The sequence below is a fragment of the Bifidobacterium rousetti genome (assembly GCF_008698235.1).
GTDB classification, from domain to species: Bacteria; Actinomycetota; Actinomycetes; order Actinomycetales; family Bifidobacteriaceae; genus Bifidobacterium; species Bifidobacterium rousetti.
In genome coordinates, this window is record NZ_PEBH01000012.1 from 1 (window position 1) to 22,347 (window position 22,347).

Consider the following 22,347-nt stretch of genomic DNA (forward strand, 5'->3'; position numbering starts at 1 on the left):
GTGCGTGAACCGCCATTTTCCGCGGATTGGCGCTATGACGCCACCGTCACGAAGAGTTCGACTCTCTCTGGGGGTACTCACCGGCTCCGGGTTCCACGAGGTATCGTGGCCCGGAGCCTTTTGTTTCCAACGGTTTCAGGCCGCCAGCTTGGCCTTCAGTTGCTCGCACAGGAAACCCGGCGGTGGCCACTGCCACCAAAGATGCACCTCCGTCACTGCTCATTCCGCGCATCATCTGCTCGTACATCGACGCATCCAGCAGGGAGAGCGGGGGGACGTTGAAGAATTCCGCCACTGCGGCGATGTCCTGGATGGTCCAGGAAGTCTTGCCGGTCATCTTCGCGGACACGGCGCCCCTCTTCAGCCCCAGTGCCGCGCAAAGTGACTGCTGGGTCATCCCGCGGCCGGTCAGCTGCATGTTGACGTTCCAGATGAATACCCTCTGCAGGTAGTCGCCGAGTCCATTGGATTCGGTCGACGGTTCGATTTTTGCCATATCAAGTCCTTTCAGATTAGAGTTGTCCAATATCGATGGACATAATCCTACAACAATGATTTGCCGCTGTGCAAGTTTCTTGCTATATTGTCTATTGTGAATGGACTGACGGCAAAAATAATGGATTCTCCGATGCGTCGTTATATGACGGCGGCGGGTCTGAGCTGCCGAGACCTCGCGAGGGAGATGGGTACGTCCAAATCCTCGGTCGCGGGAAAGGTCAACGGCTCGATACCGTGGCAGCAGTCCGACCTGATCTGGCTGGCCATTCACCGAAACCTGTCCCCTGGGTATGTGCTCGGCATCGACGCCTATCTCACGGATGGCGGGTGGAAACCCGAAACGAGAATCCCCGGACCGGCTGGAACCCGGCGCGGGGATTGAACGGCAACAACCATGGAGCCGCGGGCGCGCATATCCGCCAAGATCAGACGCCCGTCGTTCCGATTCCCCGAAGGAGGGTCATCGCCATGACCGATTCTACCAATACTGCCGGCATTCGCCGGGCATCTGTCTTCGAGCCTAATCGCCAGCGCGACGCCGTGCGGCGGACGACGCGGGGTGGCGGCAACGTCGATCTGCGCATCGCGAAGGCTCATGTGCTGTCCATGCTCGCCCACCCGTCCCGGGGCTCGCGCCGCTGAGGCGCGCGTCCGCGGACCGTTTCCCCGATACCGGCCGAACCATGTGGTGGTTGGTCGTTGCCGCCGTGTGCATGTCCGGCGGCGTTCTCTCGTATGCGTTGTGCCGCGCCGCCCGTCTGGGCGACGACATCGGCGCGAGACTGCGCGAACGCCGCGAAGCGGACCCGGCGCATGACGGCGGGAAGGTCGAGCGATGAGCAGCAGAGCCGAGAACTGGGCATGGGAGCGCGACGACGTCAAGGGCATCACCAAGTTCGTGCTGGTGTATCTGGCCCGCCGCGCCTATTACGACGATGGCGCCGCCGCGTGGCCGAGCGTGGAGACCATCGCGTTCAATTGCGGGTGCTGTGAGCGCACCGTGATCCGTTCGTTGCAGGAGCTGGAGCGCAAGGGCTACATCAGGCCCGGCGACCAGGAGATGTCGGCGCGTAACCCGCGCACCCGCAAGCCGATCGCCAAGGGGCACCGCTCGCGCGTGTGGGACGTCGTCATGGACGGCGACCATCCTGCCGAGAACATCGAGGAGAAGCCCCGGAACCTGGACGCGCTGGCGGAAGGCGACGGCAAGCCGGATCCGATGAAGGACAATTTGTCACCCGACGGATTGTCACCCGAGCCGAAGGACGTGGAGCCGAGGACAAATTGTCCCGGAATCTTGGACAGAAAGTCACCCAATAGACAAGTGATAAACAATTCTCCCCTCATCCCCTTCGGGGATGCTCCCCTCAACGCCGAACAAGCCTCCACGAAGCCGGTCGCCGACCCGAAGCCCGAACCCGTTCCAACGACCGATTGGGGCAGGGCCCTGCCTCCAAGGGGTTGCAGGAACCCGCTATGGGTGCCCGAACCCGGCAAGCTGCCTGAGCCGGTCACGGAACGCGCAGGCCAAGAGGTGCGCGTGCTCGACGGCATCCGCCGGCGCATGCTCGCCGTGGACCAGAGGTTCGATGTTCCGGCGACCATGGCCGACCGCAAGGCCGTCCACTCGCTGCTGATCGACAGGCCGTACGGCGAGATCGTCGCGACGATGGACTGGGCGTACCGCAACCGCTACTGGCTGCCCCGGCTCACCAGCGGCGCCAGGTTCGCCGCGAACTACGTGCAGCTGCGGCTGGAAATGCTCACCCATCCCGATCCGACGGGCAAGCGGGCGCCAGACGCCCCGCTGCCGGTCGTCAAGGATCCCAACCGGGCGATACCGGTCAGCTCGTCGTCCGCGAGCCGTGTGCCGATCTACGGGGCTGCGCTGCTGCGCACCTCGCTGTGCCAGGAACACATCGAAGGCGTCATCTCGCAAGAGACGTGCCCGGTATGCGCGTACGACAAACGCAACCACGCCACCCACGACGTCGCCGGACGGCGCAAGACGAAGACAGGCGCGCCGGCGGAGGCGGTGCGGCCATGAGCGGGGACGGGCAGCGTCTTGAGGCGTGGAAGAAGGCCGGCGAATGCCGCGACTTCCCGCAACCATGGTCCGACTACCTGTGGTCGCTGGAGTTCGAGCACCGTCCCGGCGACGCGAAGGCGTTCCACTCGGTCGCCAAGGCCGTGTGCGAACGATGCCCGGTACGCGCCGAATGCCTGGCCTACGCGGCCAGCGGCGGACTCGAATGGGGCGTGTACGGCGGCAAGGTGTGCACCGACCGGCGCAGGATCGCGCGCATGGCCGAAGCCGACGGCGTCCCCTGCCGGGACCGCGGCCTGCCGTGGCCGCAACGCTGGCGGCTGCTCACGGACTGGATACGCGCCCACCGGAACGTGTTCGACGAAGCCACCGACGAGGCCAGCGCCGAACGCCAACAACGACGCCTGCGCGCACGGGGCAGGACGGCCGATCGCCCCGCCCCACATGAGCCGTCAGACAATCAAACAATCAAGCAAGCAGGAATCCAAGCAATCCAGCAAGCAAACAATCAAGCGACCGACTGACCAGGTTCGCATGATCGCCGACAGTCGCAAAGGAGAAGAACGAATGCGCATCGCCATAGCCAACGCCAAGGGCGGGGTCGCGAAGACCACGTCCAGCATCTACATCGCCTCGGTCATCGTTTCCAGAGGCGGCAGGGCCGTCGTGTACGACGCCGACCCACAGTCCAGCGCGAGCCTGTGGGCCGCTGCCGCGGAACAGACCGCGGACCCGCTGACGTTCGACGTGCTGCCCGCCAACCAGGCCACGCTCCGCCAGCTCGCCGCGGGAGCCGACCCGGACGAATGGGCGATCATCGACGCGCCGCCGCAGGGGCCGACCCTGGACATGGCCATCAAGGCGGCCGACTTCGTGATCGTGCCGGCATCGGACTCGCCCATGGACCTCCAGCAGGCATGGAGCACCCTCGACATGGCCAGGATGAGCACGCCCGCCGCGCTGCTGCTGGTCAAGGCCGAACACAACACGAAGGCGTTCCGCGACACCATGGACGCCCTCAACGCCATGGACACTCCCCGGTTCGACACGATCGTGCCGAAGGCCCAGTCCTACAAGCGTTCGCTCGGCACCAACCCGCACCAGCTGGGCGAATACCGCGACCTCGTCACCGAACTTCAGCAAATCGCCGGAAAGCAGGAGTGAGACCATGCAGGGCAACTACCAGCCACTGGCACGACCTGTGCCGTTCGACGACGTGCTGCGCCAGCAGAACAAGACATCCAAGGCCACGGGCGAACCGTTGGTCATGCTCTCATTGCGCATACCCGTATCGCTCAAGACCCGGCTCAAGACCACGGCCGCCGCGCACGACCTGCCCATGCAGCAGCTCCTGCGCGACGCCATCGAACGCGAGCTCGACCGGCTCGACGGCGACGACGAGCCGTAACCCGTCAGACAATCAAACAATCAGGCAATCCGACAATCCAGCAAGCAAACAAGCCGACAGCCAAACATTCAGGCAGTCAAACATGCAGACGCGATCCGGCAAGCCGGCGCGTCTGCGGAAAGGAGACACTATGGACTATTCGATGGAGGTCTCCGTGCTCGGCGACCGGATCAGCATCGGCGAGGAGGCGCACGTCATCACCCTCGGCGTGAACACGGGATTCCCCGCGGGCTCCACGGCGGGACTGGCGTACACGCTCTCGCCATTGCAGGCCCGCGTGTTCGGCGCGCAGATGCGCGCGGCCGCGGACGCCGCGGAGGGACATCCGGGCATGCCGTCCGACGAGGAGGTGAACGCGGCGGCGAAGGTGTTCTGCGGCGGCGTGTGGAACGGGTTCGACCCCGCCAGCATGATGCCGACCGAACAGTTCGACCGGTTCTGGGGCGACGGTGAGGGCCACCAGCTCTACCTGGAGATCGCGCGCCACGCGCTCATCGCCGCCCGCATGTCCATCCTCGCCGGGCAAAACGAAAGCTGACAAGCAAACAAGCCCGCATGCAGACAATCAAACAATCAAACTTGATTGCATGCAGGCAAGCTGACATGCAAGCAATCAAGCAAACCAACAATCAGGAAAGCAAACAATCCAACAATCAGGAACGGAGCAGAACCATGAACGACAACCACAACGAAAACGAGGAGCCCTTCGACGGCACGAGCGAGGATTCCACGCTCGAAGACCAGATGAGCGCGCACATCGCGGCCATCGCCGCCAGCGGCGTCGCCGCCGAAGCCGAAGCCCTGGCCAACCGGCAAGCCGACATGGCGGCCAAGGAACGCCGCGAAACCAGACTGGCGCTCCTTGCCGCCGTCACCGTCATCGCAGGTCTTATGGCCTATGTAATTACTCGCATCGTCAAATAAAGACGATGTTTCTGTCGCTTATCATTTCAGGGACGGGTAATTCCTTGGATCCACGTCCCTGAAAGGCGCGCGTTTCCCCATTTATGCAATTAGGATGCCCCGTCAATGAGCTGAGCCATTGACTCGCCACAGCGGCGACACCCGCCATCCGTCAGGGAATCCCATATCAGACTTCGGAATCTGAGGGTGCCTATCCATAAGGGAGATGAATTTCTCCGTCCACGCGGGTCCGTCGATCTGGGATGTCAGGTAGTTCTCCATGGTGAGGAATGCAGCAGGGCCGGAGGACTTACGGAAGATATCCCAATCGTTACCCCACCAACCCTTTGCATGGGATCCGCTGCGATGCTTCGGCAGTTTCGGCGCTATGCGGGTGCTGGTTTCGTTCCAGAAGCGATCATGATGCGCGGTCATGTTCCGGGCCTGCCGGATAGTCTCAAGCCAATTGGAGAGGATTTTGGCGTCGCCGCGTACGGCGGGATTCGGGTTGGGGTTGAAGATATGCAGCTTGGTGGCCAGCTTTCTCTTGATATGGTCTGGCGCACCTTGGTAGAAGTTCTCCTTGAGTGTTCCGTAGCTCAGGCATCCGACGATCATCCAGTACGGAGGCAGCGGATCACTGTAGGTACTCCGGAAATGCCTGAGGTACGGAAGATTTGATTTGGTGAATGTCGAACGCAACGAGGAAAGGCAAGCCAGATGGTCGTCATAGCTCAACCCCGGGAGTCCTTCCCGTGTCATGTAGCCGAATTCGCCGCCGAATACCGATAGCTCATGGGCGAGGAAGCTCTTGAGATAAATCTCGATGGTGACGATGCCGTCGAATACCAGCATCCGCAGTTCCTGATCGAACAGATACCTATCCCAGATATCCTTGAATTGCACATCTTGACGGAAGGGCAATGAGCGCTTCGCCGACTGCTCCGATACCGGGGTGAGGAACGGATACCAGTATCCTTTCAGCCGAAAGTATCCCACTTGCTCGATTCGACGCTCAAGGAGCTCGCGACTTATTCCGGACAAACCGTTGTCAATGAGCTTGGCCGATAAATCATCCAATGATTTCGGCGGATGCTGCGGATAGGGGCGGAGCTGTGGAGTATCATTCTCGTCCATCGTTCCTCCGATAAGAAAAATGCCACCCTAGTGTGCTTCAGTGAGAGGCAATGGTGGCTTTTAACATCGCTAATTGTAGCGAATATATCGCCTTTCGTAAAGATACAGAACACTCCGTACATCTAGTATCCAAAGCAAAGCAATGCACTAAATGTAGTATCCGCGTCATGTTTCATCCATGAACGGGTTGCCAATCTTCGTCACATGTCCGCCGCAGCATCGCTCGATGCGGGGTGATGCTGATGGTGCGTCCGGGGTCCGGCGGCCGGCCGTCGGGCTTGCGGGCGTGCTTTTCTTCCAGGGACCCGGGAGGAGGCGGGTTCTGGAGTCCCCGTCTCCTCCCTTTCCCGGAGAGGGGCGCTTCTGTCGTATGTGGGAAAGGATTTCGTATGAGGTTCGGGAAGAAGGGCACCGGTGCGGTGGCGTCGATCACCGCCGCCGCGGCGTTGCTGGCATGCCTGGTTCCGGTCGCGTTGGCCGATAACGGCGGCGGTGGTTCCGGAGAGGATGGCGGCGGTTCGGGTGGGGGCCCGACGCAGACGGCCGATGCGCATTGGATCTACAAGGATTCATGGCCGGCCACGTTGGATGGTATGAAGATGGCGCTGAGCGACGCGAAGGTGCGTCTGTCGTCCGATCTGGCGAACGGGCAGAACCAGTTCGTGAACATGAACAAGACTTTGAGCGACGCGATCGATGAGTGCCGGCGTTCCTATACGGGTGACGGGAACGCGGACTGCCGTCTGGTGGCGGTGGGCTACGTGCGTCTGGCGGATGGTTCGTTCAATGGCAGCTACGTGAGCTCGAACGCGAAGAGCCGTTGGGAGGCTCAGTGGAAGGCCGAGGCGAAGGGAGACTACACGTATCAGGGTCAGAAGTATTCGACCTCGACGACTTGGAAGGACAAGCTTGGCACGCGCAGCGTTGACTCGCTGGCGCAGGAGTCGATCAATTCCAACCCGAACGCGTCGTTCCGTGTGATCGTACTGGCGCAGAACCAGCCGCCGGTCGATTACAAGCTGAACGTGACCACAAGCCATAAGCAGAAGACGGACATGCAGGTCGGCTCCACCGACCCGATCGGCGACGTCATCCATGCAGACAACGGCGGTTCCGCGATCAAGGAGACGTTGAACGGCACCGCGATCATCCATTACGAGAACGGCCCCTACCTGCCCGCGAAGAGCGTGAGCAAGCCGATCAGCTTCTCCAGCAATGGGGACACCCAGCTCGACAATCTCGCCTCGCCGAAGGATTTCGGCATGGAACACTGGGCCGAGGGCTCGTACTGGATCGACATCCAGGTGCCCAAGCAGGGCCGCATGCAGACGGCCGTGGACACCGCGGACCGTGACCCGGCCGAATCCTGGAAGGTGAGCTCGGTGCCGCCCGAACCCCCGGTCAAGAAGATCGAGGACGGCGTGAGCGCCGACCGGATGACGAACCGCACCACCATCACGTACGGCACCGGCCGCGGCGGCTACGAGATGCGTTTCCGCGACGTGATCGAACCCAACGGCGTCGAATACTCCGTGGACAACTACAGGCTCATCGACAGGACCGACGGCAACCGCGACGTTTCCGGCGAGTTCGAGATCAATTGGGACAAGGCGTCGAACACGGTGTCGGCCGCGCGTTCGGCGGACAAGGGCGAGATGCCCATGGACCATGTCTACGAGTTCAGCTTCGACGTGACCGTGTCGAAGCCCTCCGACTTCCAGCAGGTCAAGGACCATGCGTGGGGCCAGTGGAACCACGAGCCCGAGGCCGACGCCGGAACGAAACAGTTCGATACGTGGCGGCCGAATCCCGACAAGAGCTGGATCCGCCTGAACACGAAGGGCCAGTGGGAGGCGGTCATCGACCCGAAGGAGACCAACCGGACCGGCGCCGACGATATGACGCTTCTGGACGGGGACCGGGTCGCCTCGGTGGTCAACGGCACCATCGCCAAGAACCTCATCCAGGCCCCGGAGACCCTGACGCTCACGGACGACTGGTCGGCCGCCGACTACCTGTTCGACGCCGACGACAAGTCGAAGATCAAGGTGTACGAGGCCGACGCCGGCACCGATCGCGAGTCCAGCGTCACCGACATCGCCAACCACGGCAGGGACGTCACCGACCAGTGGACGATCACGATGGAAGGCACCACGGTGACCGCCACCGCCGGCCAGGCCTACCGCGAGGGATTGAAGGGACTGAAGACCGCGAAGCAGGTCACGCTGCTCATTCCCGGCAAGGCGGCCTACGCCAACGGCAAGGGCGCAGGCCAGGTACGCGACGACTTCGGCAAGCAGGCGAGCGACGAACTGTCGTTCTGCACCGCGCCGGACGACAAGGCGCTGACGAACAAGGGCTCCCAGACCGTCAACACGCACACCATCCCCACGAACGAGCCGAAGATCTGCGGCTACATACCGCCCGTCGTCAAGGACGTGGTCGGCGAATCCTCGCAGGGAGGCGACCAGGCGTCCGTGGACGGCAGAGTCGTTTACCCGGGCCAACGCTTGGAATACCGTCTGGAGACCCAGCCCCACCTGCCCGGCAATCTCGCGTACTCGGTCAGCGAGGTAGCGGTCACCGACACCTATGACGAGCATCTTGAAGTGGACAAGCAGACCTTGGAGGTCACCGACCTGTCCACCGGCAGGTTCATCCCGAAAACCGAGTACGAGACCCAGTGGAACGACGCGCAGCACGCGGTGCGCCTCGTGTTCTCCGACGGGTACGTGAAGACCAACTGGCGCAACGGCGCGAACCCGCGCATCATCGTACGCTTCGAGGGCACGGTCGCCAAGGACGCGCCCACGGACACCAAAATCGGCAACCAGTGGGCCCTGACCCTGAACAACATGATCACCCCGAGCAACAAGGTATGGAACGAGCCGCCCGACTTCACGCCGGTGAAGAAGGACACCCAGGCCGACCCGTCCATCAGCATCGACGGCAAGACCGCACTCCTGGGCGACCGGATCTACTACCGCGTGACCATCGACGCCAAGCAGACCAACCAGGCCTACAAGGTCTGGAGGCTCGGCATGACCGACGACTGGGACGACGAATACCTCTCCCTCGACGCCAAGCGCATCGAGGTCACCGACACCGCGACCGGCAAGGACGTGACCGCGAAGTTCAACATCGCGGCGATCGACGGCGTCGCCTACGTGTACGCCAAGACCGCGGACACGAAGGGGCCGGCCACCGGCGAGACCATCAAGGGCGATCCCCAGCCCAAGAACCTCAAGGAATACGCCGAAAAGAAGGACCACGACCCGTTGAAGGAGCCGGCCATCGACCAGTCGATGCTGGGCACGAGCTACGAGGTGAGCCTGCCGATGACCGTCATCAAGGTCACCGACGGACATATCGTGAGGAACAAGGCCACGCAGGTCGTCAACGACACCCGCAAGGACACCAACGAGGTCGCCAACCCCCTCAAACCCGTCAACCCCTCCAAGGACGTGGTCGTGAGGGTGGACGGCGAATCCATCGACAAGCGGAGCGTGTACCTCAACGGCCTGTTCCTCTATCGCCTCGACAGCTCCGTGCTGCCCGCGCACCGCGCCTACCAGAAGGTCACCGACTGGAGCATCACCGACCCGCTCGACGCCGAGCATGACCAGTACACCGGCCAATGGGCCGTATACGCCATGCGCGACCTGACCGAGCAGGGCAGGGTGATCGCCCGCAAGGGCGTGAAGATCGCCGGCAGCGGCTTCGACGCCAGTGTGTACGGTGGCGAACTGTTCACCCTCGCGCAGGACGACAAGGGCGTGGTCACCGTTACCGCGACCCAGCGCATGCTCGATCTCGTCAGCGGCAACGACGAAAGCGAGCAGGCATGGACCGCGTTCATCCAGTGCAAGCGCGTCAAGACCGGCGAACACATCGCCAACCGGTTCGACGAAACCATCAACGGCACCAAACGTCCTTCCAACCAGGTCGAGACGCACACGCCCGACATGACCCCGAGCCTGAAGATCGAGAAATGGGACGAGGCCTCCGGCTGGCCGGCCGGCGACCGCGACCAGGTCAAGGACGCGCTGGCCATGCAGGGCGACACGCGCATCGTGTTCACCATCACCAACACCAGCACCACCGACCCCGACACCAAGCAGGGCGCATGGTACCGAACCAAGGACCTGAACCTCAAGGACCAGCTGGTCGCCGGCGACGGCCGGGTGACCGATCTCGAATACCCCGCCGATTGGGACAGCCGCATCCTCAAGCCCGGCGAGAGCGTCGAGGTCAAGGGCGTCCTCAAGGGCGTGACCGGCCATCACACCGACCGCGCCACGGTCACCGGCACGCCGTTGGTCGAATGCGTCGTCTCCGACCCGGATCCGTTCGACGGCAAGGACGAGACGTCCGCGCCTGATGATGCGGTCACGATCGACGGCAGGCTCGTCTGCCCCGACACCGAAGTGGTCAGCAACACCGACGACTGGAACGGCTACCGGACCGGGCTCGCCCATACCGGCGCCGCCGTCCAGGGCGTGATCGCGGCGGCGATCACCCTGCTCGCCGTCGGCGTGGGACTGGTCGCCGCCCGCAGGTTCAGGCGCGGGAACAACGCCGCCGGCCGCCACTCCGGCACGATGCAACCCGTCGATGCCGAGGATGCCGACGCGGATGACGTCGAAACCGTGGATTCGGTTCCCGGCGGGCAATCCGTGGTCTGACCGAAGCGGCGGGGACCGTTCTCCGCCGCGATGATTCTTCCGGTCGGACGGCAATCCGGCCGGAACCCCGCCGGTTCTCTTCCTTCTTCTCTCCCCGGCGGGCATGGCAACGGCCCGACGCCAACGGTTCAAACCGTTCGCGTCGGGCCGTTCCCTTGCTACTTTTGGCTGCTTACTGTTCGTCGGTGTTCTCGGAGGCGAGTCGTTCTTCGAGCTGTTCGACGATGTGGTCGTGCATGTTCTCGTCGATCTTGACGGTCAGGAGGAAGACGACGAGGCTGGCGACGATGCCGGCGAGCGGCAGGTAGTAGGCGCAGGTCTTGAACGTGCGGATGTTCGCGGCGGTCATGTCGGCGGCGGTGGCGTTGCCGACCATGCCGGCGGCGACGGCCACGAAGCCCACGATGCCGTTGGACAGGGCGCCGGCGATCTTGTCGAGCATCGGGCGCACGGAGAGGGTGACGGCCTCGTTGCGCTTGCCGGTCTTGAGCTGGCCGTATTCGATGGAGTCGGTCATGCTCAGGATGGCGGTCATCTGGATGGTCTGCGCGGGCAGGTAGAAGAGGACGAGCGCGACGATGACGACGGGCAGGTTCATGGGTGCGATGATGAACAGCGTGTAGCCGGCGATCATGAACGCCATGCCGGCGGTGTACAGCCAGCGGCGCGGGATGCGCCGGTTGAGCACCGGGTAGAGGGGCGTGGTGACCAGTCCGGTGATGACCGGGATGACGCCGGCGATGGAGAAGCTGTCCGGGGCGCCGAGCACGTATTTGAACTGGTAGAAGAGCACGCCGGTGGTGGCGACGTTGGCCACGGAGTACAGCAGGTAGCTCAGGGCGACCCACAGGAGCTGGTCGTTCCGGGCGATGGCCTTGAACGCCTCGATGGGGTTGCCGTTGGCCTCGGCCTTGGCGCGCAGTTCGCCCTGGTTCTCGCGGGTGCCGAACGCGACGCTCCACGCGGTGAGCAAACCGAGCACGGCGATGATGATGGCGAACGCGGCCCAGCCGGTGCGGCCCTGCTCCCATTGGCCGGTGAACTTCCAGGTGAACCAGCTGACGACGGGCACGACGATGACGGTGACGCCGTTGTATCCGATGGATCCGGTGAACGCGCCGAGAGCGGTGTACGTGCTGCGCTCGTGCGAGTCGGAGGAGATCGCGGGGATCATGCCCCAGTAGGAGATGTCGCGCAGCGAGTAGATCACGTCCAGCAGGATGAACACGATGACGAACAGGACCATGAACACGCCGGTGTTCACGTCCACGAGCCCGAACAGGCCGGTGAACACCATGATCAGCAGGATGCCGGGCACGAGGCCTCCGATGAACTGCCAGGGACGGAACCGGCCCCAGCGGGTGTTCGTGTTGTCCACGAGGTTGCCGAGCAGCGGGTCGAGGAAGATCTCCGCGATGCGGATGACCACCACGAGTCCGGTGATCACCGCGATGAGGCGCGCGGCCAGCGTCTTGTCCACGTCGATGAACAGCGCGGTGGTCACGAACGTGATGAAGAACGTGCTCATCGTGTTGTAGAACGCGGCCTGGCCCAGATTGCCGAACGCGTATGCGATCTTCTGCCCCATGTTCCTGGTGGGCACGGCCTGCGGCTGTCCGGGCGTCGCCGTGCGCTGTGTGGTGGATCCGCTCATGGTGTGGTGGCCTCCTTGCGACCTGTAAAGAATCCGTGCGCGGGAACAGCTCCGATCCCGCAAGACGCGAGTATAGGACTTTCTTGAAAAAGTAAAAAACTTTACCGCGTGTCGCAAGCAATGCCAACGATTCATGTTCGCCAATCCAACACGCCGCGCGGGCGCCAGCAGTGGTCGGAGACCGGATTATCGTTGATAAGTAACGGCTTTCCGCCGTTCTTGCGGTCGCAGTCGGGACAAGCGCAAGAAGTTGCGTAAATTAGTAAATATCTTTATCATCATTGTGCAAGGAGTCACATTCGGAGGCTCCCGCACTGCGGCGGCAACGACGCGACGCAATCCGATGCGAAAGCGAGGACATCATGAACACAACCGACGATCAGCGGAAGAACGGCGATCCGATCGTCTCCCCGTCCATGCCGACGACGGCATGGCTCGCCGACCCGCGCGTGTACGCGGTCCACCGGCTCGACGCCCATTCCGACCATGCATGCTGGTCGCACGCCCCCTCCGGCGGCGAGGGCACGGATCTCACGCAGAGCCTCGACGGCGAATGGCGGGTCCGCGTCGAGACGGCGCCGGCGAACAGCTTCCCCGACGGGACGAGCGACGGGCCGGATTGGATCAGCGACGTGTCGCCGTTGTTCGCCGCGCCGGGCTTCGACGACTCGTCGTTCTCCCGGGTGCAGGTGCCCTCGCATCTGGAGACCGCGGGGCTGCTCGCCCCGCAGTACGTGAACGTGCAGTACCCGTGGGACGGCCACGAGGACCCGAAGGCCCCGGCCATCCCCGAGCATGGCCATGTGGCGGTCTACCGACGCGAGTTCTCCGCGGAGGGCGCGGTCGCCCAGGCCATCCGCGAGGGCCGTACGGTGACGCTCACCTTCCAGGGCGCGGCCACCGCCATCTACGTGTGGCTCAACGGCGCGTTCGTCGGATACGCCGAGGACTCCTTCACGCCCAGCGAGTTCGACGTGACGGACGTCATCAGGAAGGACGGCAACGTGCTGGCGGTCGCCTGCTACGAGTATTCGAGTGCGAGCTGGCTGGAGGACCAGGACTTCTGGCGGCTGCACGGCCTGTTCCGCTCCGTCGAGCTCAATGCGAGGCCCGCCGCCCACGTCTCCGACATCCACGCCGAGGCCGATTGGGAGCCCGCCACGTCGATCGGATCGCTTTCGCTGGACGTGCTGATCGACGGCGCCGCGAACGCCGCGACGGCCGATCTCGCACTGCGGGACAAGAACGGCGCCATCGTCTGGCGCACCGCCACGGAAGCGGACGGGACGCTGCACGCCGAGGCCGAGATCGACGACGCGGCCCCCTGGAGCGCCGAACGCCCCGACCTGTACGAGCTGTCCGTCACCCTGCTCGACGCGGACGGCAAGGTCCTGGAGACCGCGCGCACTCGCATCGGCTTCCGGCATGTGGCCATCGAGGATGGCATCCTCAAGCTCAACGGCAAGCGTCTCGTGTTCCGCGGCGTCAACCGCCACGAGTTCGACTGCCGGCGCGGCCGTGCCGTCACCGAAGAGGACATGCTGTGGGACATCCGCTTCATGAAGCGCCACAACATCAACGCGGTGCGCACCTCGCACTACCCGAACCAGTCACGCTGGTACGAGCTGTGCGACGAATACGGCATCTACCTGATCGACGAGACAAACCTGGAGACCCACGGCAGCTGGAACAGCCCCGGCGACATTCCCGTGGGCACCTCCGTCCCCGGCGACGACGAGGCCTGGCTGGGCGCGTGCATCGACCGGCTGGACAGCATGATCCTGCGCGACCGCAACCATCCCAGCGTGCTCGTCTGGTCGCTGGGCAACGAATCCTACGCGGGCGAAGTCCTCAAGGCCATGAGCGCGCACGCGCACCGGCTCGACCCGTCCCGCCCCGTCCACTACGAAGGCGTCAACTGGAACCACGCCTACGACGGGATCAGCGACTTCGAAAGCCGCATGTACGCCAAGCCCGACGAAATCCGCGACTGGCTCGAACATGGCGACGAACGGGGCGAGGCGAACAAGCCGTTCGTCAGCTGCGAGTACATGCACGCCATGGGCAACTCGTGCGGCGGTCTGAGCGAGTTCATCGACCTCGAACAGTACGAGCGCTACTCCGGCGGGTTCATCTGGGACTACATCGACCAGGGACTCGTCCAGCGCCTGCCCGACGGGCGCGAACGCCTCAGCGTCGGCGGCGACTGGGCCGACCGGCCGACCGACTACGAATTCGTGGGCAACGGCATCGTGTTCGCCGACCGCACGCCTAGCCCCAAGGCGCAGGAGGTCAAGCAGCTGTACTCGCCGGTCAAGCTCACCCCCGACGGACACGGCGTGACCATCGAGAACCGCAACCTGTTCGCCGGCACCGACGGCTACGTGTTCGCCGCACGGCTCCTCGAAGACGGGCATGAGATCTGGCACGCCGACTACCGGTTCGACGTGGACGCCGGAGACACCCAGCGCCACGACATCGCCTTCCCCGACATCGACACGGACGGGAATACGCGCGAGGTCACCTACGAGGTCGATCTCCTGACTGCGGAAGCCACCGCATGGGCGCCGGCCGGCTACGAGCTCGCGTTCGGCCAGCTCACCGGCACACTCAACCCCGAACGGGACATCACCGAGACCGATCATGACGACGACGGCCGCGCGACGGTCACGCTCGGCCGATGGAACGCGGGCATTCGCCGCGACGACGAGGAAATCCTCCTGTCGCGCACCCAGGGAGGCATCGTCTCCTGGAAGCGGGACGGCCGGGAAATGGTCATCCGACGCCCCGAACTCGTCACCTTCCGCCCGCTGACCGACAACGACCGGGGCAACCGTTCCGGATTCGACCGCGCCGCATGGTTCGCGGCCGGTCGCTACGCCGTCGTGACCGATACGAGCATCGCGCAATCCGACGACGGAGGGCTCACCGCCAAATACCGGTACGAGCTCGCCGACCCGGACCACACGCCCGTGACGGTCTCCTACCGCATCACCGCCGACATGCGCATGCGACTGACCGTCGAATACCCCGGCGGAGCCACCGGTGCGGCCAGCCTGCCCGCGTTCGGCGTCGAATGGGAACTGCCCGGCGAATACGAGCGTCTGCGCTACTACGGCCCCGGCCCCGAGGAGACCTACCGCGACCGCAAGCAGGGCGGCAAGCTCGGCATCTGGAACGCCACCGCGAAGACGAGCATGGCACCGTATCTCATGGTGCAGGAAACCGGCAGCCACGAGGACGTCCGCTGGCTCGAAGCCACCGACATCCAAGGCCACGGATTGCGCGTCACCCAACGCGGCGACCGTCACTTCACGGCCAGCCTGCTGCCCTGGAACACCTACATGATCGAAGCCGCGCGCCGACATGAGGACCTGCCCGAGCCGCGCCACAACTACCTGCGTCTGCTCGCGGCCCAGATGGGAGTCGGCGGAGACGACTCCTGGGGAGCCCCCGTCCACACGGCCTACCAGCTGTCCGCCGGCAGGCCGCTCACCCTCGACGTGGACCTCGAACTCATCTGACCGGCAACGGGCGGCGGCATGCACCACCATGCCGCCGCCCGTACACGTATATATACATTTCCCAAACACACTCCACAGGAAAAGAGGCAATCAATCATGGCTGAAGTGATTATCGTCAGGAACGAGGAGGAGGCCGGCGAGATCTACGGCCGCTGCGTGGCGGACCTCATCAAGGCCAAGCCGGACGCGGTGCTGGGCCTGGCCACCGGCTCCAGCCCGCTGGCCGCCTACCGCGCCCTCGCCAAGATCGTGCACGAGGAGCACATCGACGTCTCCAAGGTGCGCGGCTTCGCGCTGGACGAGTACCTGGGCCTGCCGCTGACCCACCCGGAGTCCTACCACTCCACCATCCACCGCACGGTCGTCGAGCCGCTCGGCCTCGACCCGGAGAAGGTTCACGTGCCCGGCGACGTGCTCAACGGTGCACCTCTTGAGGATGGCGACAAGATCGCCGCCGCCGGTCCCGCATATGACGCGGCGATTGAGGCCGCGGGCGGCATCGATGTGCAGATCCTCGGCATCGGCACCGACGGCCATATCGGCTTCAACGAGCCCGGCTCCTCGCTGGCGTCCGGCACGCGCGTGAAGACCCTGGCCGAGCAGACCCGCATCGACAACGCGCGCTTCTTCGACAACGACATCAACCAGGTGCCGACCCACTGCATCACGCAGGGCATCGGCACGGTGTTGAAGGCCCGTCACCTCGTGCTGCTCGCGTTCGGCGCGGGCAAGGCCGAGGCCATCGAGGAGACCGTCGAGGGCGGCGTGTCCGCGTTCTGCCCGGCCTCCGCGCTGCAGCTGCATCCGCACGCCACGATCATCATCGACGAGGAGGCCGCGAGCCGTCTGCGTCACAAGGACTACTACCGCTACGCCTTCGCCCACAAGCCGGCCTGGCAGGGCATCTGATCGGCAGACGAACGATTCGGGCTCCTTCTTGCTTCGCCAAGAGGGAGCCCGAACCCATATGCAGGAAGGAAATCATGACGCAGGACAGAGATGAGATCGTCGCCCGCGTGACGGCGGCGTTGGAAGACGAGGCCAAGCCGGTCGCGATCCGCGGGGCACGCAAGGTAGACGCCTGCGGCGAACAATCGGGCTATTGGGTGGTCTCGGACGCACGTGGCGTGATTGTGGCCACGGGCTTCGCCGCCGCGGACGGTACCGGCGAGGAGGCGTTCGAGCACGCCTGCCGCACGGTCGGCATCGACCCGGCCGTTCCAGCTGACTCCAACGACGCGGTCATCGACGCGGCCGGCCGCATCCTGACCCCCGGCTACGTGGACATCCACGCCCACGGCGCCTGGGAGAAGAGCTTCGACGACGGCCCCGACGGCATCGACGTGGCTCGCACCGGCCACGCGGTCCACGGCACCGCCCGCCAGGTGCTCTCGCTCATCACCAACCCGATGGACGTGATCTGCCGTAACATCCGCACCGTGCACGAGAAGATGGCCACCCGCCCTGACATCCTCGGCTGCCACCTCGAAGGCCCGTTCCTCGCCCTGAAGCGCAAGGGCGCGCACGACCCGAACTGCCTCAAGGACCCGGTGCCCGAACTCGTGGACCGCATGCTTGACGCCTCGGGCGCCGACCCCGCCGTCGGGCGTCTCGGCTGCATCCGCCAAATCACCATCGCCCCCGAGCTTGAGCACGGCATCGGCGCCATCCGCCAGTTCGCGGCCGCCGGCGTGGTGCCCGCGGTCGGTCACTGCGACGCCGACTACGAGACCGCCCAGGCCGGCTTCAACGCGGGCGCCGGCATCATGACCCACATGTTCAACGCGATGAACGGCCTGCACCATCGCGAACCCGGTCCCATCCCGGCCGCCGTCGAGGACCCGCGCGTCACCATCGAGCTCATCAACGACGGCTTCCACGTGCAGAACCCGATGGTCAAGCTCGGCTTCGGCCTCGCGCCCCACCGCATCGCGTTCGTCACCGACGCCATGGCCGCCACCGACTGCCCCGACGGCGCGTACAAGCTCGGCAAACTTGATGTGAACGTCATCGACGGCCACGCCCGACTCGTGTCCAACGGCGCGATCGCCGGCTCCACCTTGACGTTGGAGGTCGCGGTTCAGCGCGCGGTCAACGAACTCGGCTTCAGCCCGGTCGCCGCCGTCGAGGCCGCCACCCTCACCCCGGCCCGCGCTTTCGGATTCGACAGGGCCAACCCCGTCACCGGCACGCCGCTCGGCCTGATCGCCCCCGGATACGCCGCCGACCTCAACCTCCTCGACCCCACCGACTGGACCGCCCAACACGTCTGGTGCGCCGGCCGCCAGCTGAAGTAAACTCCTTCCAGCAAAATCGACACCGGTGCCGCCCGTCTTCGAGACGACGTCTTACGCCCGAGGAACGAAGCTTGCGCGCGGCACCAGCTCGGTCGTCAGCAGGATGTGACGCCGCACCCGCCGCTCATGCTTCAACCCATCAATCAAGGTGGAGAACGCCATACGGGCCAACTCCCTTTGATCGATCGCATACGAACTCAGCGACGGAGACGTGTACCGGGCGATCGACTGGTTGTTCACACTCACCACAGCCAACTCGTCGGGAACCGCCACACGCAGCGCATTCAACGCCTGCAACGCCCCCACCGCGAGCACGTCGGCGGCCACGATCAGGCCATCGGGCATGCTGCCGGCCTCACGATGGTCAGCCACCAATTGCTCCGCGAGACGGTAGCCGTTCTCCACGGTGAACGTGCCGGACGAATACACCAATCCGTCCGTTCCCAATCCCAAGTGCGCGGCCCACTGGCGGAACGACAGTTCACGGATGTCCTCGGGATAGTCATGCATGCCCATGATGCTGCCCACTCCGCCGAGAAACGCGATGCGCCTGCGGCCCACCGCGATCATCGCGTCCAGGGCGTCCAGCATCGTCTGCGACAGATCGGGCCGTACGGAGTCGAACAGGTGCGGCGCCGGATTCGTATCGATGCACACGCCATGCGGGAGCACCGCATGCAGGGCGCGCAGGTCCGCTTCGGGAAACACCGTGGCGCCCACGGTGATGAACCCATCAAACTCCGCCGCACGTTCCGTCAACTCGTGTATGGACCGGATGAACGTGGGCTGGTCCAATTCCATCGACTTTGCACACTCCACAAGGACCTTCCGCAGATCCGAGAAGTATGCGTCCTGCAATTCCTCCCCGGACGGAGGGGCATCCAACACCGCGATCGCGGGACGGAACACGTTGCGGTATCCCATCTCCTCGCATACGCGCAGCACCCGCCGGCGCGTCTCCTCCTTGATGGAGAACGACGGGTCGTTCAGCAAGCGCGACACCGTGCTCTGCGACACCCCGGCCCGTTCCGCGACTTCCTTGAGCGTGGCCATGACATCCTCCTCGCAAACTTTAGTAAAGGGTTTTACTACAGCATAACCCGGGATTTGCAAGATGGCGGATTCCCCCACTCAGGAAGTGACCCACAACTGATAAACTTCAAGCGTCCCGACAAAGGGGCAATGCATAGAGGGCGGGCTTGTCATTGGAAAACATGCTCGCCCTCTAATCAAGACGTATGGCAGTCTGAACCGGAACCTTTTCCTCATGCTCACTGTCTGTTTTTGAAGAAGGCGAAGAGTTGGTTGTCGTGTATGGCGGTGATGGCAATGACGGCTCCGATTTGCGCGGTGATGAGGGCTGTGGTGAGTGCGGGGAGTTGGATGGCTGTCAGGGTGATCGCGTTGGCGTGTCCGCTGGTCCAGCGGGCCGTGGTGTAGGTGATGGCGGTGGCGGCGAGGATTGCCGGCAGGGTCCATGCGAGGGTTTCGAGCGCGTTGGTGGCGAGGATGCCTTGGCGGGGTATTCCCATGTGCAGGTCGTCGGCTATTTCGATGCGTCGTGCGCGTGTGGCCATGATGGCGATGGCGAATGCGGCGATGGGTGTGATGGCGAGCATGAGGCGTGTGGTTCGCTGCCGGTAGCGGGTGTCGAGGTCAGGGTTGGTGCCGAGCATGGTGTTGGCTTGTTTGGTTTGGGTGGCGGGTGCGGCTCCGGGTATGGCGGTCGCGGTGGTGTTGAGCAAGTCTTCGGCGTCGGGGTTGGCGGGGTTGATGGTGGCCCAGCATTCGTCCCATTGCTGGCCGGCGTTGATGGGTGTTGGGGTGATGATCGCGTAGGCGAGTCGTTGGTCACGGCTGTCGTCGGTCCAAGGGAAGACCGCGCTGATGTGCATGACGCCCTGGGTCGTGGGCAGGTCGTCTCCTTCTCGCGCGTGGAGGGTGGCGGCGAGTTGACTGGAGATCCATACGCCGGGTTGGGTTTGCTCTCTTGCTCCGACGCCGAGCACGTTAGCGAGTCCCGGCGTGGCCTGCCATGCGTCCAGTGGGGCCGCGGGCATGGCGGTCAGGGTGATTTCCCCGTTGCTTTTGAGCGCGCCGGCCGCTTGGATGGGGTTCGTGGTGGTGTCGCCTGTGGTGCCGGTGGTTTGGGTGAGGTTTGCGCATGTGGTGGGGTCGATTTGCTTGCTGCCGGAGATGATGTGGATGGCGGCGGCGCTGGTGGCCCATTGTCGGGATTCGTGTTGGAGGGAGGTGATGGCGGTCAGGTCGAATACGGCGGTTCCTGCTGCGATGAGGGTGAGGATGCCGGCGCAGGCGAGGGCGCGTGTGGTGCCGGTGGCGATGTTGCGCCATGCTTCGGACAGGATGGCGGTTGGTTTCATCGTGTGTCGTCCTTGGTGTCGATGTTGGGGTTCGGGTTGTGCCACGCGAGGTCGATGACGCGGGTGCACGCGGCCCGGGTGTTGGGGTCGTGGGTGGCGATGACGACGATCGCGTCGCCTTGCGCGAGTCCGGTGAGGGTGGAGTCGATGTCGTTGGCGGTGCGCTGGTCGAGTTGGGCGGTGGGTTCGTCCACGAGGAGGAGGTCGGGTTTGCTGGCGATGGCGCGGGCGAGCATGAGGCGTTGGGCTTCGCCTCCGGATAGTTCACGGAACTCGCGTGCGGCGACTTTGGTCAGGTGGAACGTGCTCATGATGGCGATGGCTTCGTCTTCGGCTTGCGTGCGGTCGATGCCTTGGCCGAGGAGCGGTTGGACGACGTGGTCGATGGCGGTGCGCCGTGGCATGCCGTGGGGGTTCTGGAACACCCAGCGCACGCGGTTGACCCGGCTGCGTCGGATGGTTCCTTCGGCGGGCGGCTCGAAGCCGGCGATGATGGACAGGAGGGTGGATTTGCCGGAGCCGGACGGCCCGCACAGGCCGACGGCTTCGCCGGTCGTAAGGGTGAAGTCAAGGTCGCGGAACAGCCAGGGGCCGTCCGCGAACCGGTGGCCCACGTGTTCGCCGGTGACCGACGGGGAGCCTTCGGCGTCGGCCGGGGCGGTGGGGGCCGGTCGTGCCGGAGCGGGGTCCGCGACCGTTTCCAGGGGCAGGATGCTGGTGTCCATGTTCGTTCCTTATTTGGTTGCGGCGGGGCATTGGACATCGTCGAGTCTGTGGCCGAGGGCCACCTTGCCGATGGTGGTGCCGAATTGCTCGGGTTGGATGAGCGTGGCTCCGAGCGCGGAGCCGATGACGGTGACAGGGACGGCCTTTTTGCCGTCGGGCGAGACGCAGGCGTGGGTGCCGTTCTGGCCGGTGATGGCGGAGGGCGGGACCTTGATCGCGTCGATGGGCTGTTCGAGCGCGAGGGTGGCGTTTGGTTTCTTGCCGCCCTGGTCGGCGAGTGTGGTCTTGTAGCCGTCGCTGGCCTGGACCTGGTCGAGGAACTTCCGTTCGGAGATCCTGCCGTCGATCTTGCCGGTGTCGTCGGCTTCGATGCTGGTTTTGACGCCGAAGAGCGTGAGCGTGCGTTTGCCGTCCCTCAGGTCCGCGGGCGTGGGGAAGGTGACGGCGGTCAGCTGGCCGCCGGTCTTCATGATTTCGGCACCGTCCGTCAGGCTGGCGTTCAGTCCGGCCGTGCATTGGGTGGGCATGGCGGCAGCTTGGGGCAGCCATGCCACGTCGGCCGGTCCGATCCTGCCGTCGGGGTTGCGGTCGCCGGCCTGCGAGAGCAGCTGGTTGACGCCGTCCTTGGTGCGCCACCCGTAGGTGCCGTTGCCTTCGGCGTTGTAGCCGAGGCGGGCGAGTTCCTGTTGCAGGGCGAGCACGTCGGGCCCGGTGTCGCCGGTGCCGATCTCGCGGTAGAGGGGCGTGTCGGTGTGCAGGGCGATGACGGGTTTGCCGTCCACGGACAGCAGTCGTTTGCCGGATTCGACCGCTTGGCCGGGCGTGCACAGGGTTTCGCTGACGGTGCCGGCGGCGCGCGAGGTGATCGATTGTTCCGCGCTGGTCTCGAACGAGGCCTCGACGGTCCGTTCGTCGTCGAACTGCTGGCGGCTGGCCGTGACGGTGTCTGGGCTCGTGGCCGCGGACAGTCCGTCGGGTGTGGGCGTGGGGATGACGAGCGCGGTGACGAGCACGCCCGCGGACAGCATGCCCAGCCCGGTCAGGATCAGCGGGGTCAGGATTCGTGTTTTCATGTGGTCGTTTC

The 22,347-nt window shown here is 64.6% G+C and carries 19 protein-coding genes; 12 read left to right on the plus strand and 7 right to left on the minus strand.

Annotated features, from left to right (window positions below):
• Positions 1 to 46: 46 nt before the first annotated feature.
• Positions 47 to 496 (minus strand): helix-turn-helix domain-containing protein, encoded by a 450-nt coding sequence (locus CSQ85_RS11150; RefSeq protein WP_150384111.1) that lies wholly within the window; start codon positions 494 to 496, stop codon positions 47 to 49.
• A gap of 470 nt (positions 497 to 966) precedes the next feature.
• Between CSQ85_RS11150 and CSQ85_RS13190 the strand changes: the two genes are divergently transcribed.
• The 8 genes from CSQ85_RS13190 to CSQ85_RS11180 all read left to right on the plus strand — a co-directional run bounded on the left by CSQ85_RS13190 (position 967) and on the right by CSQ85_RS11180 (position 4,877).
• Positions 967 to 1,140, plus strand: coding sequence for a hypothetical protein (locus CSQ85_RS13190; protein ID WP_162834849.1), 174 nt, complete (start codon positions 967 to 969; stop codon positions 1,138 to 1,140).
• Between the two features lie 50 nt (positions 1,141 to 1,190).
• Positions 1,191 to 1,337: a hypothetical protein gene (locus tag CSQ85_RS13195; RefSeq protein WP_190973027.1), complete on the plus strand. Its 147-nt coding sequence runs from the start codon at positions 1,191 to 1,193 to the stop codon at positions 1,335 to 1,337.
• The gene (locus CSQ85_RS11160) at positions 1,334 to 2,545 is read left to right on the plus strand and encodes a helix-turn-helix domain-containing protein (protein ID WP_043164871.1); all 1,212 of its coding nucleotides are present in this window, start codon (positions 1,334 to 1,336) and stop codon (positions 2,543 to 2,545) included. The genes CSQ85_RS13195 and CSQ85_RS11160 overlap by 4 nt, the downstream gene beginning before the upstream one ends.
• Complete coding sequence (locus tag CSQ85_RS11165; RefSeq protein ID WP_043164869.1) at positions 2,542 to 3,069, plus strand: WhiB family transcriptional regulator; 528 nt, start codon at positions 2,542 to 2,544, stop codon at positions 3,067 to 3,069. Before CSQ85_RS11160 ends, CSQ85_RS11165 begins: the two co-directional genes overlap by 4 nt.
• A 43-nt stretch (positions 3,070 to 3,112) precedes the next feature.
• Positions 3,113 to 3,709: a ParA family protein gene (locus CSQ85_RS11170; protein WP_043164867.1), complete on the plus strand. Its 597-nt coding sequence runs from the start codon at positions 3,113 to 3,115 to the stop codon at positions 3,707 to 3,709.
• 4 nt (positions 3,710 to 3,713) lie between these two features.
• Positions 3,714 to 3,953, plus strand: coding sequence for a hypothetical protein (locus CSQ85_RS13435; protein WP_033495367.1), 240 nt, complete (start codon positions 3,714 to 3,716; stop codon positions 3,951 to 3,953).
• A 130-nt stretch (positions 3,954 to 4,083) separates the two neighbouring features.
• Positions 4,084 to 4,491, plus strand: coding sequence for a hypothetical protein (locus CSQ85_RS11175; protein WP_043164849.1), 408 nt, complete (start codon positions 4,084 to 4,086; stop codon positions 4,489 to 4,491).
• Positions 4,492 to 4,556: 65 nt separating this feature from the next.
• Positions 4,557 to 4,877: a hypothetical protein gene (locus CSQ85_RS11180; RefSeq protein ID WP_043164997.1), complete on the plus strand. Its 321-nt coding sequence runs from the start codon at positions 4,557 to 4,559 to the stop codon at positions 4,875 to 4,877.
• Between the two features lie 102 nt (positions 4,878 to 4,979).
• Here CSQ85_RS11180 and CSQ85_RS11185 read toward each other — a convergent pair whose 3' ends face one another.
• Positions 4,980 to 5,993, minus strand: coding sequence for an Abi family protein (locus CSQ85_RS11185; protein WP_043164848.1), 1,014 nt, complete (start codon positions 5,991 to 5,993; stop codon positions 4,980 to 4,982).
• Positions 5,994 to 6,382: 389 nt separating this feature from the next.
• Here CSQ85_RS11185 and CSQ85_RS11190 point away from each other — a divergent pair, with 389 nt between their 5' ends.
• Positions 6,383 to 10,678, plus strand: a complete 4,296-nt coding sequence (locus CSQ85_RS11190; RefSeq protein ID WP_150384112.1) for an LPXTG cell wall anchor domain-containing protein — start codon at positions 6,383 to 6,385, stop codon at positions 10,676 to 10,678.
• A 172-nt stretch (positions 10,679 to 10,850) separates the two neighbouring features.
• Here the strand turns inward: CSQ85_RS11190 and CSQ85_RS11195 are convergent, their stop codons facing one another.
• Complete coding sequence (locus tag CSQ85_RS11195) at positions 10,851 to 12,332, minus strand: glycoside-pentoside-hexuronide (GPH):cation symporter (RefSeq protein WP_107043664.1); 1,482 nt, start codon at positions 12,330 to 12,332, stop codon at positions 10,851 to 10,853.
• A 362-nt stretch (positions 12,333 to 12,694) separates the two neighbouring features.
• Between CSQ85_RS11195 and CSQ85_RS11200 the strand changes: the two genes are divergently transcribed.
• The 3 genes from CSQ85_RS11200 (at position 12,695) to CSQ85_RS11210 (ending at position 18,153) form a co-directional block, all read left to right on the plus strand.
• Positions 12,695 to 15,856: a glycoside hydrolase family 2 TIM barrel-domain containing protein gene (locus CSQ85_RS11200; protein WP_043164843.1), complete on the plus strand. Its 3,162-nt coding sequence runs from the start codon at positions 12,695 to 12,697 to the stop codon at positions 15,854 to 15,856.
• A 96-nt stretch (positions 15,857 to 15,952) separates the two neighbouring features.
• The gene (gene nagB, locus CSQ85_RS11205; protein WP_043164840.1) at positions 15,953 to 16,765 is read left to right on the plus strand and encodes a glucosamine-6-phosphate deaminase; all 813 of its coding nucleotides are present in this window, start codon (positions 15,953 to 15,955) and stop codon (positions 16,763 to 16,765) included.
• A gap of 74 nt (positions 16,766 to 16,839) precedes the next feature.
• Positions 16,840 to 18,153, plus strand: coding sequence for an N-acetylglucosamine-6-phosphate deacetylase (locus tag CSQ85_RS11210; protein WP_043164839.1), 1,314 nt, complete (start codon positions 16,840 to 16,842; stop codon positions 18,151 to 18,153).
• Between the two features lie 51 nt (positions 18,154 to 18,204).
• Here the strand turns inward: CSQ85_RS11210 and CSQ85_RS11215 are convergent, their stop codons facing one another.
• The 4 genes from CSQ85_RS11215 to CSQ85_RS11230 form a co-directional block, all read right to left on the minus strand.
• Positions 18,205 to 19,206, minus strand: coding sequence for a LacI family DNA-binding transcriptional regulator (locus tag CSQ85_RS11215; protein ID WP_043164836.1), 1,002 nt, complete (start codon positions 19,204 to 19,206; stop codon positions 18,205 to 18,207).
• 218 nt (positions 19,207 to 19,424) lie between these two features.
• Positions 19,425 to 20,537: a hypothetical protein gene (locus CSQ85_RS11220; protein ID WP_043164834.1), complete on the minus strand. Its 1,113-nt coding sequence runs from the start codon at positions 20,535 to 20,537 to the stop codon at positions 19,425 to 19,427.
• Positions 20,534 to 21,262, minus strand: a complete 729-nt coding sequence (locus CSQ85_RS11225; RefSeq protein WP_150384113.1) for an ATP-binding cassette domain-containing protein — start codon at positions 21,260 to 21,262, stop codon at positions 20,534 to 20,536. Before CSQ85_RS11225 ends, CSQ85_RS11220 begins: the two co-directional genes overlap by 4 nt.
• A 9-nt stretch (positions 21,263 to 21,271) precedes the next feature.
• On the minus strand, positions 21,272 to 22,336 hold the full coding sequence (locus CSQ85_RS11230) for a peptidoglycan-binding protein (protein WP_150384114.1): 1,065 nt from the start codon (positions 22,334 to 22,336) through the stop codon (positions 21,272 to 21,274).
• Positions 22,337 to 22,347: the final 11 nt, after the last annotated feature.

Coding starts and splice junctions, on each gene's coding strand:
- CSQ85_RS11150 (WP_150384111.1), bottom strand. CDS start 496: ATGGCAAAAATCGAACCGTCGACCGAATCCAATGGACTCGGCGACTAC.
- CSQ85_RS13190 (WP_162834849.1), top strand. CDS start 967: ATGACCGATTCTACCAATACTGCCGGCATTCGCCGGGCATCTGTCTTC.
- CSQ85_RS11160 (WP_043164871.1), top strand. CDS start 1,334: ATGAGCAGCAGAGCCGAGAACTGGGCATGGGAGCGCGACGACGTCAAG.
- CSQ85_RS11165 (WP_043164869.1), top strand. CDS start 2,542: ATGAGCGGGGACGGGCAGCGTCTTGAGGCGTGGAAGAAGGCCGGCGAA.
- CSQ85_RS11170 (WP_043164867.1), top strand. CDS start 3,113: ATGCGCATCGCCATAGCCAACGCCAAGGGCGGGGTCGCGAAGACCACG.
- CSQ85_RS13435 (WP_033495367.1), top strand. CDS start 3,714: ATGCAGGGCAACTACCAGCCACTGGCACGACCTGTGCCGTTCGACGAC.
- CSQ85_RS11175 (WP_043164849.1), top strand. CDS start 4,084: ATGGACTATTCGATGGAGGTCTCCGTGCTCGGCGACCGGATCAGCATC.
- CSQ85_RS11180 (WP_043164997.1), top strand. CDS start 4,557: ATGCAAGCAATCAAGCAAACCAACAATCAGGAAAGCAAACAATCCAAC.
- CSQ85_RS11185 (WP_043164848.1), bottom strand. CDS start 5,993: ATGGACGAGAATGATACTCCACAGCTCCGCCCCTATCCGCAGCATCCG.
- CSQ85_RS11190 (WP_150384112.1), top strand. CDS start 6,383: ATGAGGTTCGGGAAGAAGGGCACCGGTGCGGTGGCGTCGATCACCGCC.
- CSQ85_RS11195 (WP_107043664.1), bottom strand. CDS start 12,332: ATGAGCGGATCCACCACACAGCGCACGGCGACGCCCGGACAGCCGCAG.
- CSQ85_RS11200 (WP_043164843.1), top strand. CDS start 12,695: ATGAACACAACCGACGATCAGCGGAAGAACGGCGATCCGATCGTCTCC.
- nagB (WP_043164840.1), top strand. CDS start 15,953: ATGGCTGAAGTGATTATCGTCAGGAACGAGGAGGAGGCCGGCGAGATC.
- CSQ85_RS11210 (WP_043164839.1), top strand. CDS start 16,840: ATGACGCAGGACAGAGATGAGATCGTCGCCCGCGTGACGGCGGCGTTG.
- CSQ85_RS11215 (WP_043164836.1), bottom strand. CDS start 19,206: ATGGCCACGCTCAAGGAAGTCGCGGAACGGGCCGGGGTGTCGCAGAGC.
- CSQ85_RS11220 (WP_043164834.1), bottom strand. CDS start 20,537: ATGAAACCAACCGCCATCCTGTCCGAAGCATGGCGCAACATCGCCACC.
- CSQ85_RS11225 (WP_150384113.1), bottom strand. CDS start 21,262: ATGGACACCAGCATCCTGCCCCTGGAAACGGTCGCGGACCCCGCTCCG.
- CSQ85_RS11230 (WP_150384114.1), bottom strand. CDS start 22,336: ATGAAAACACGAATCCTGACCCCGCTGATCCTGACCGGGCTGGGCATG.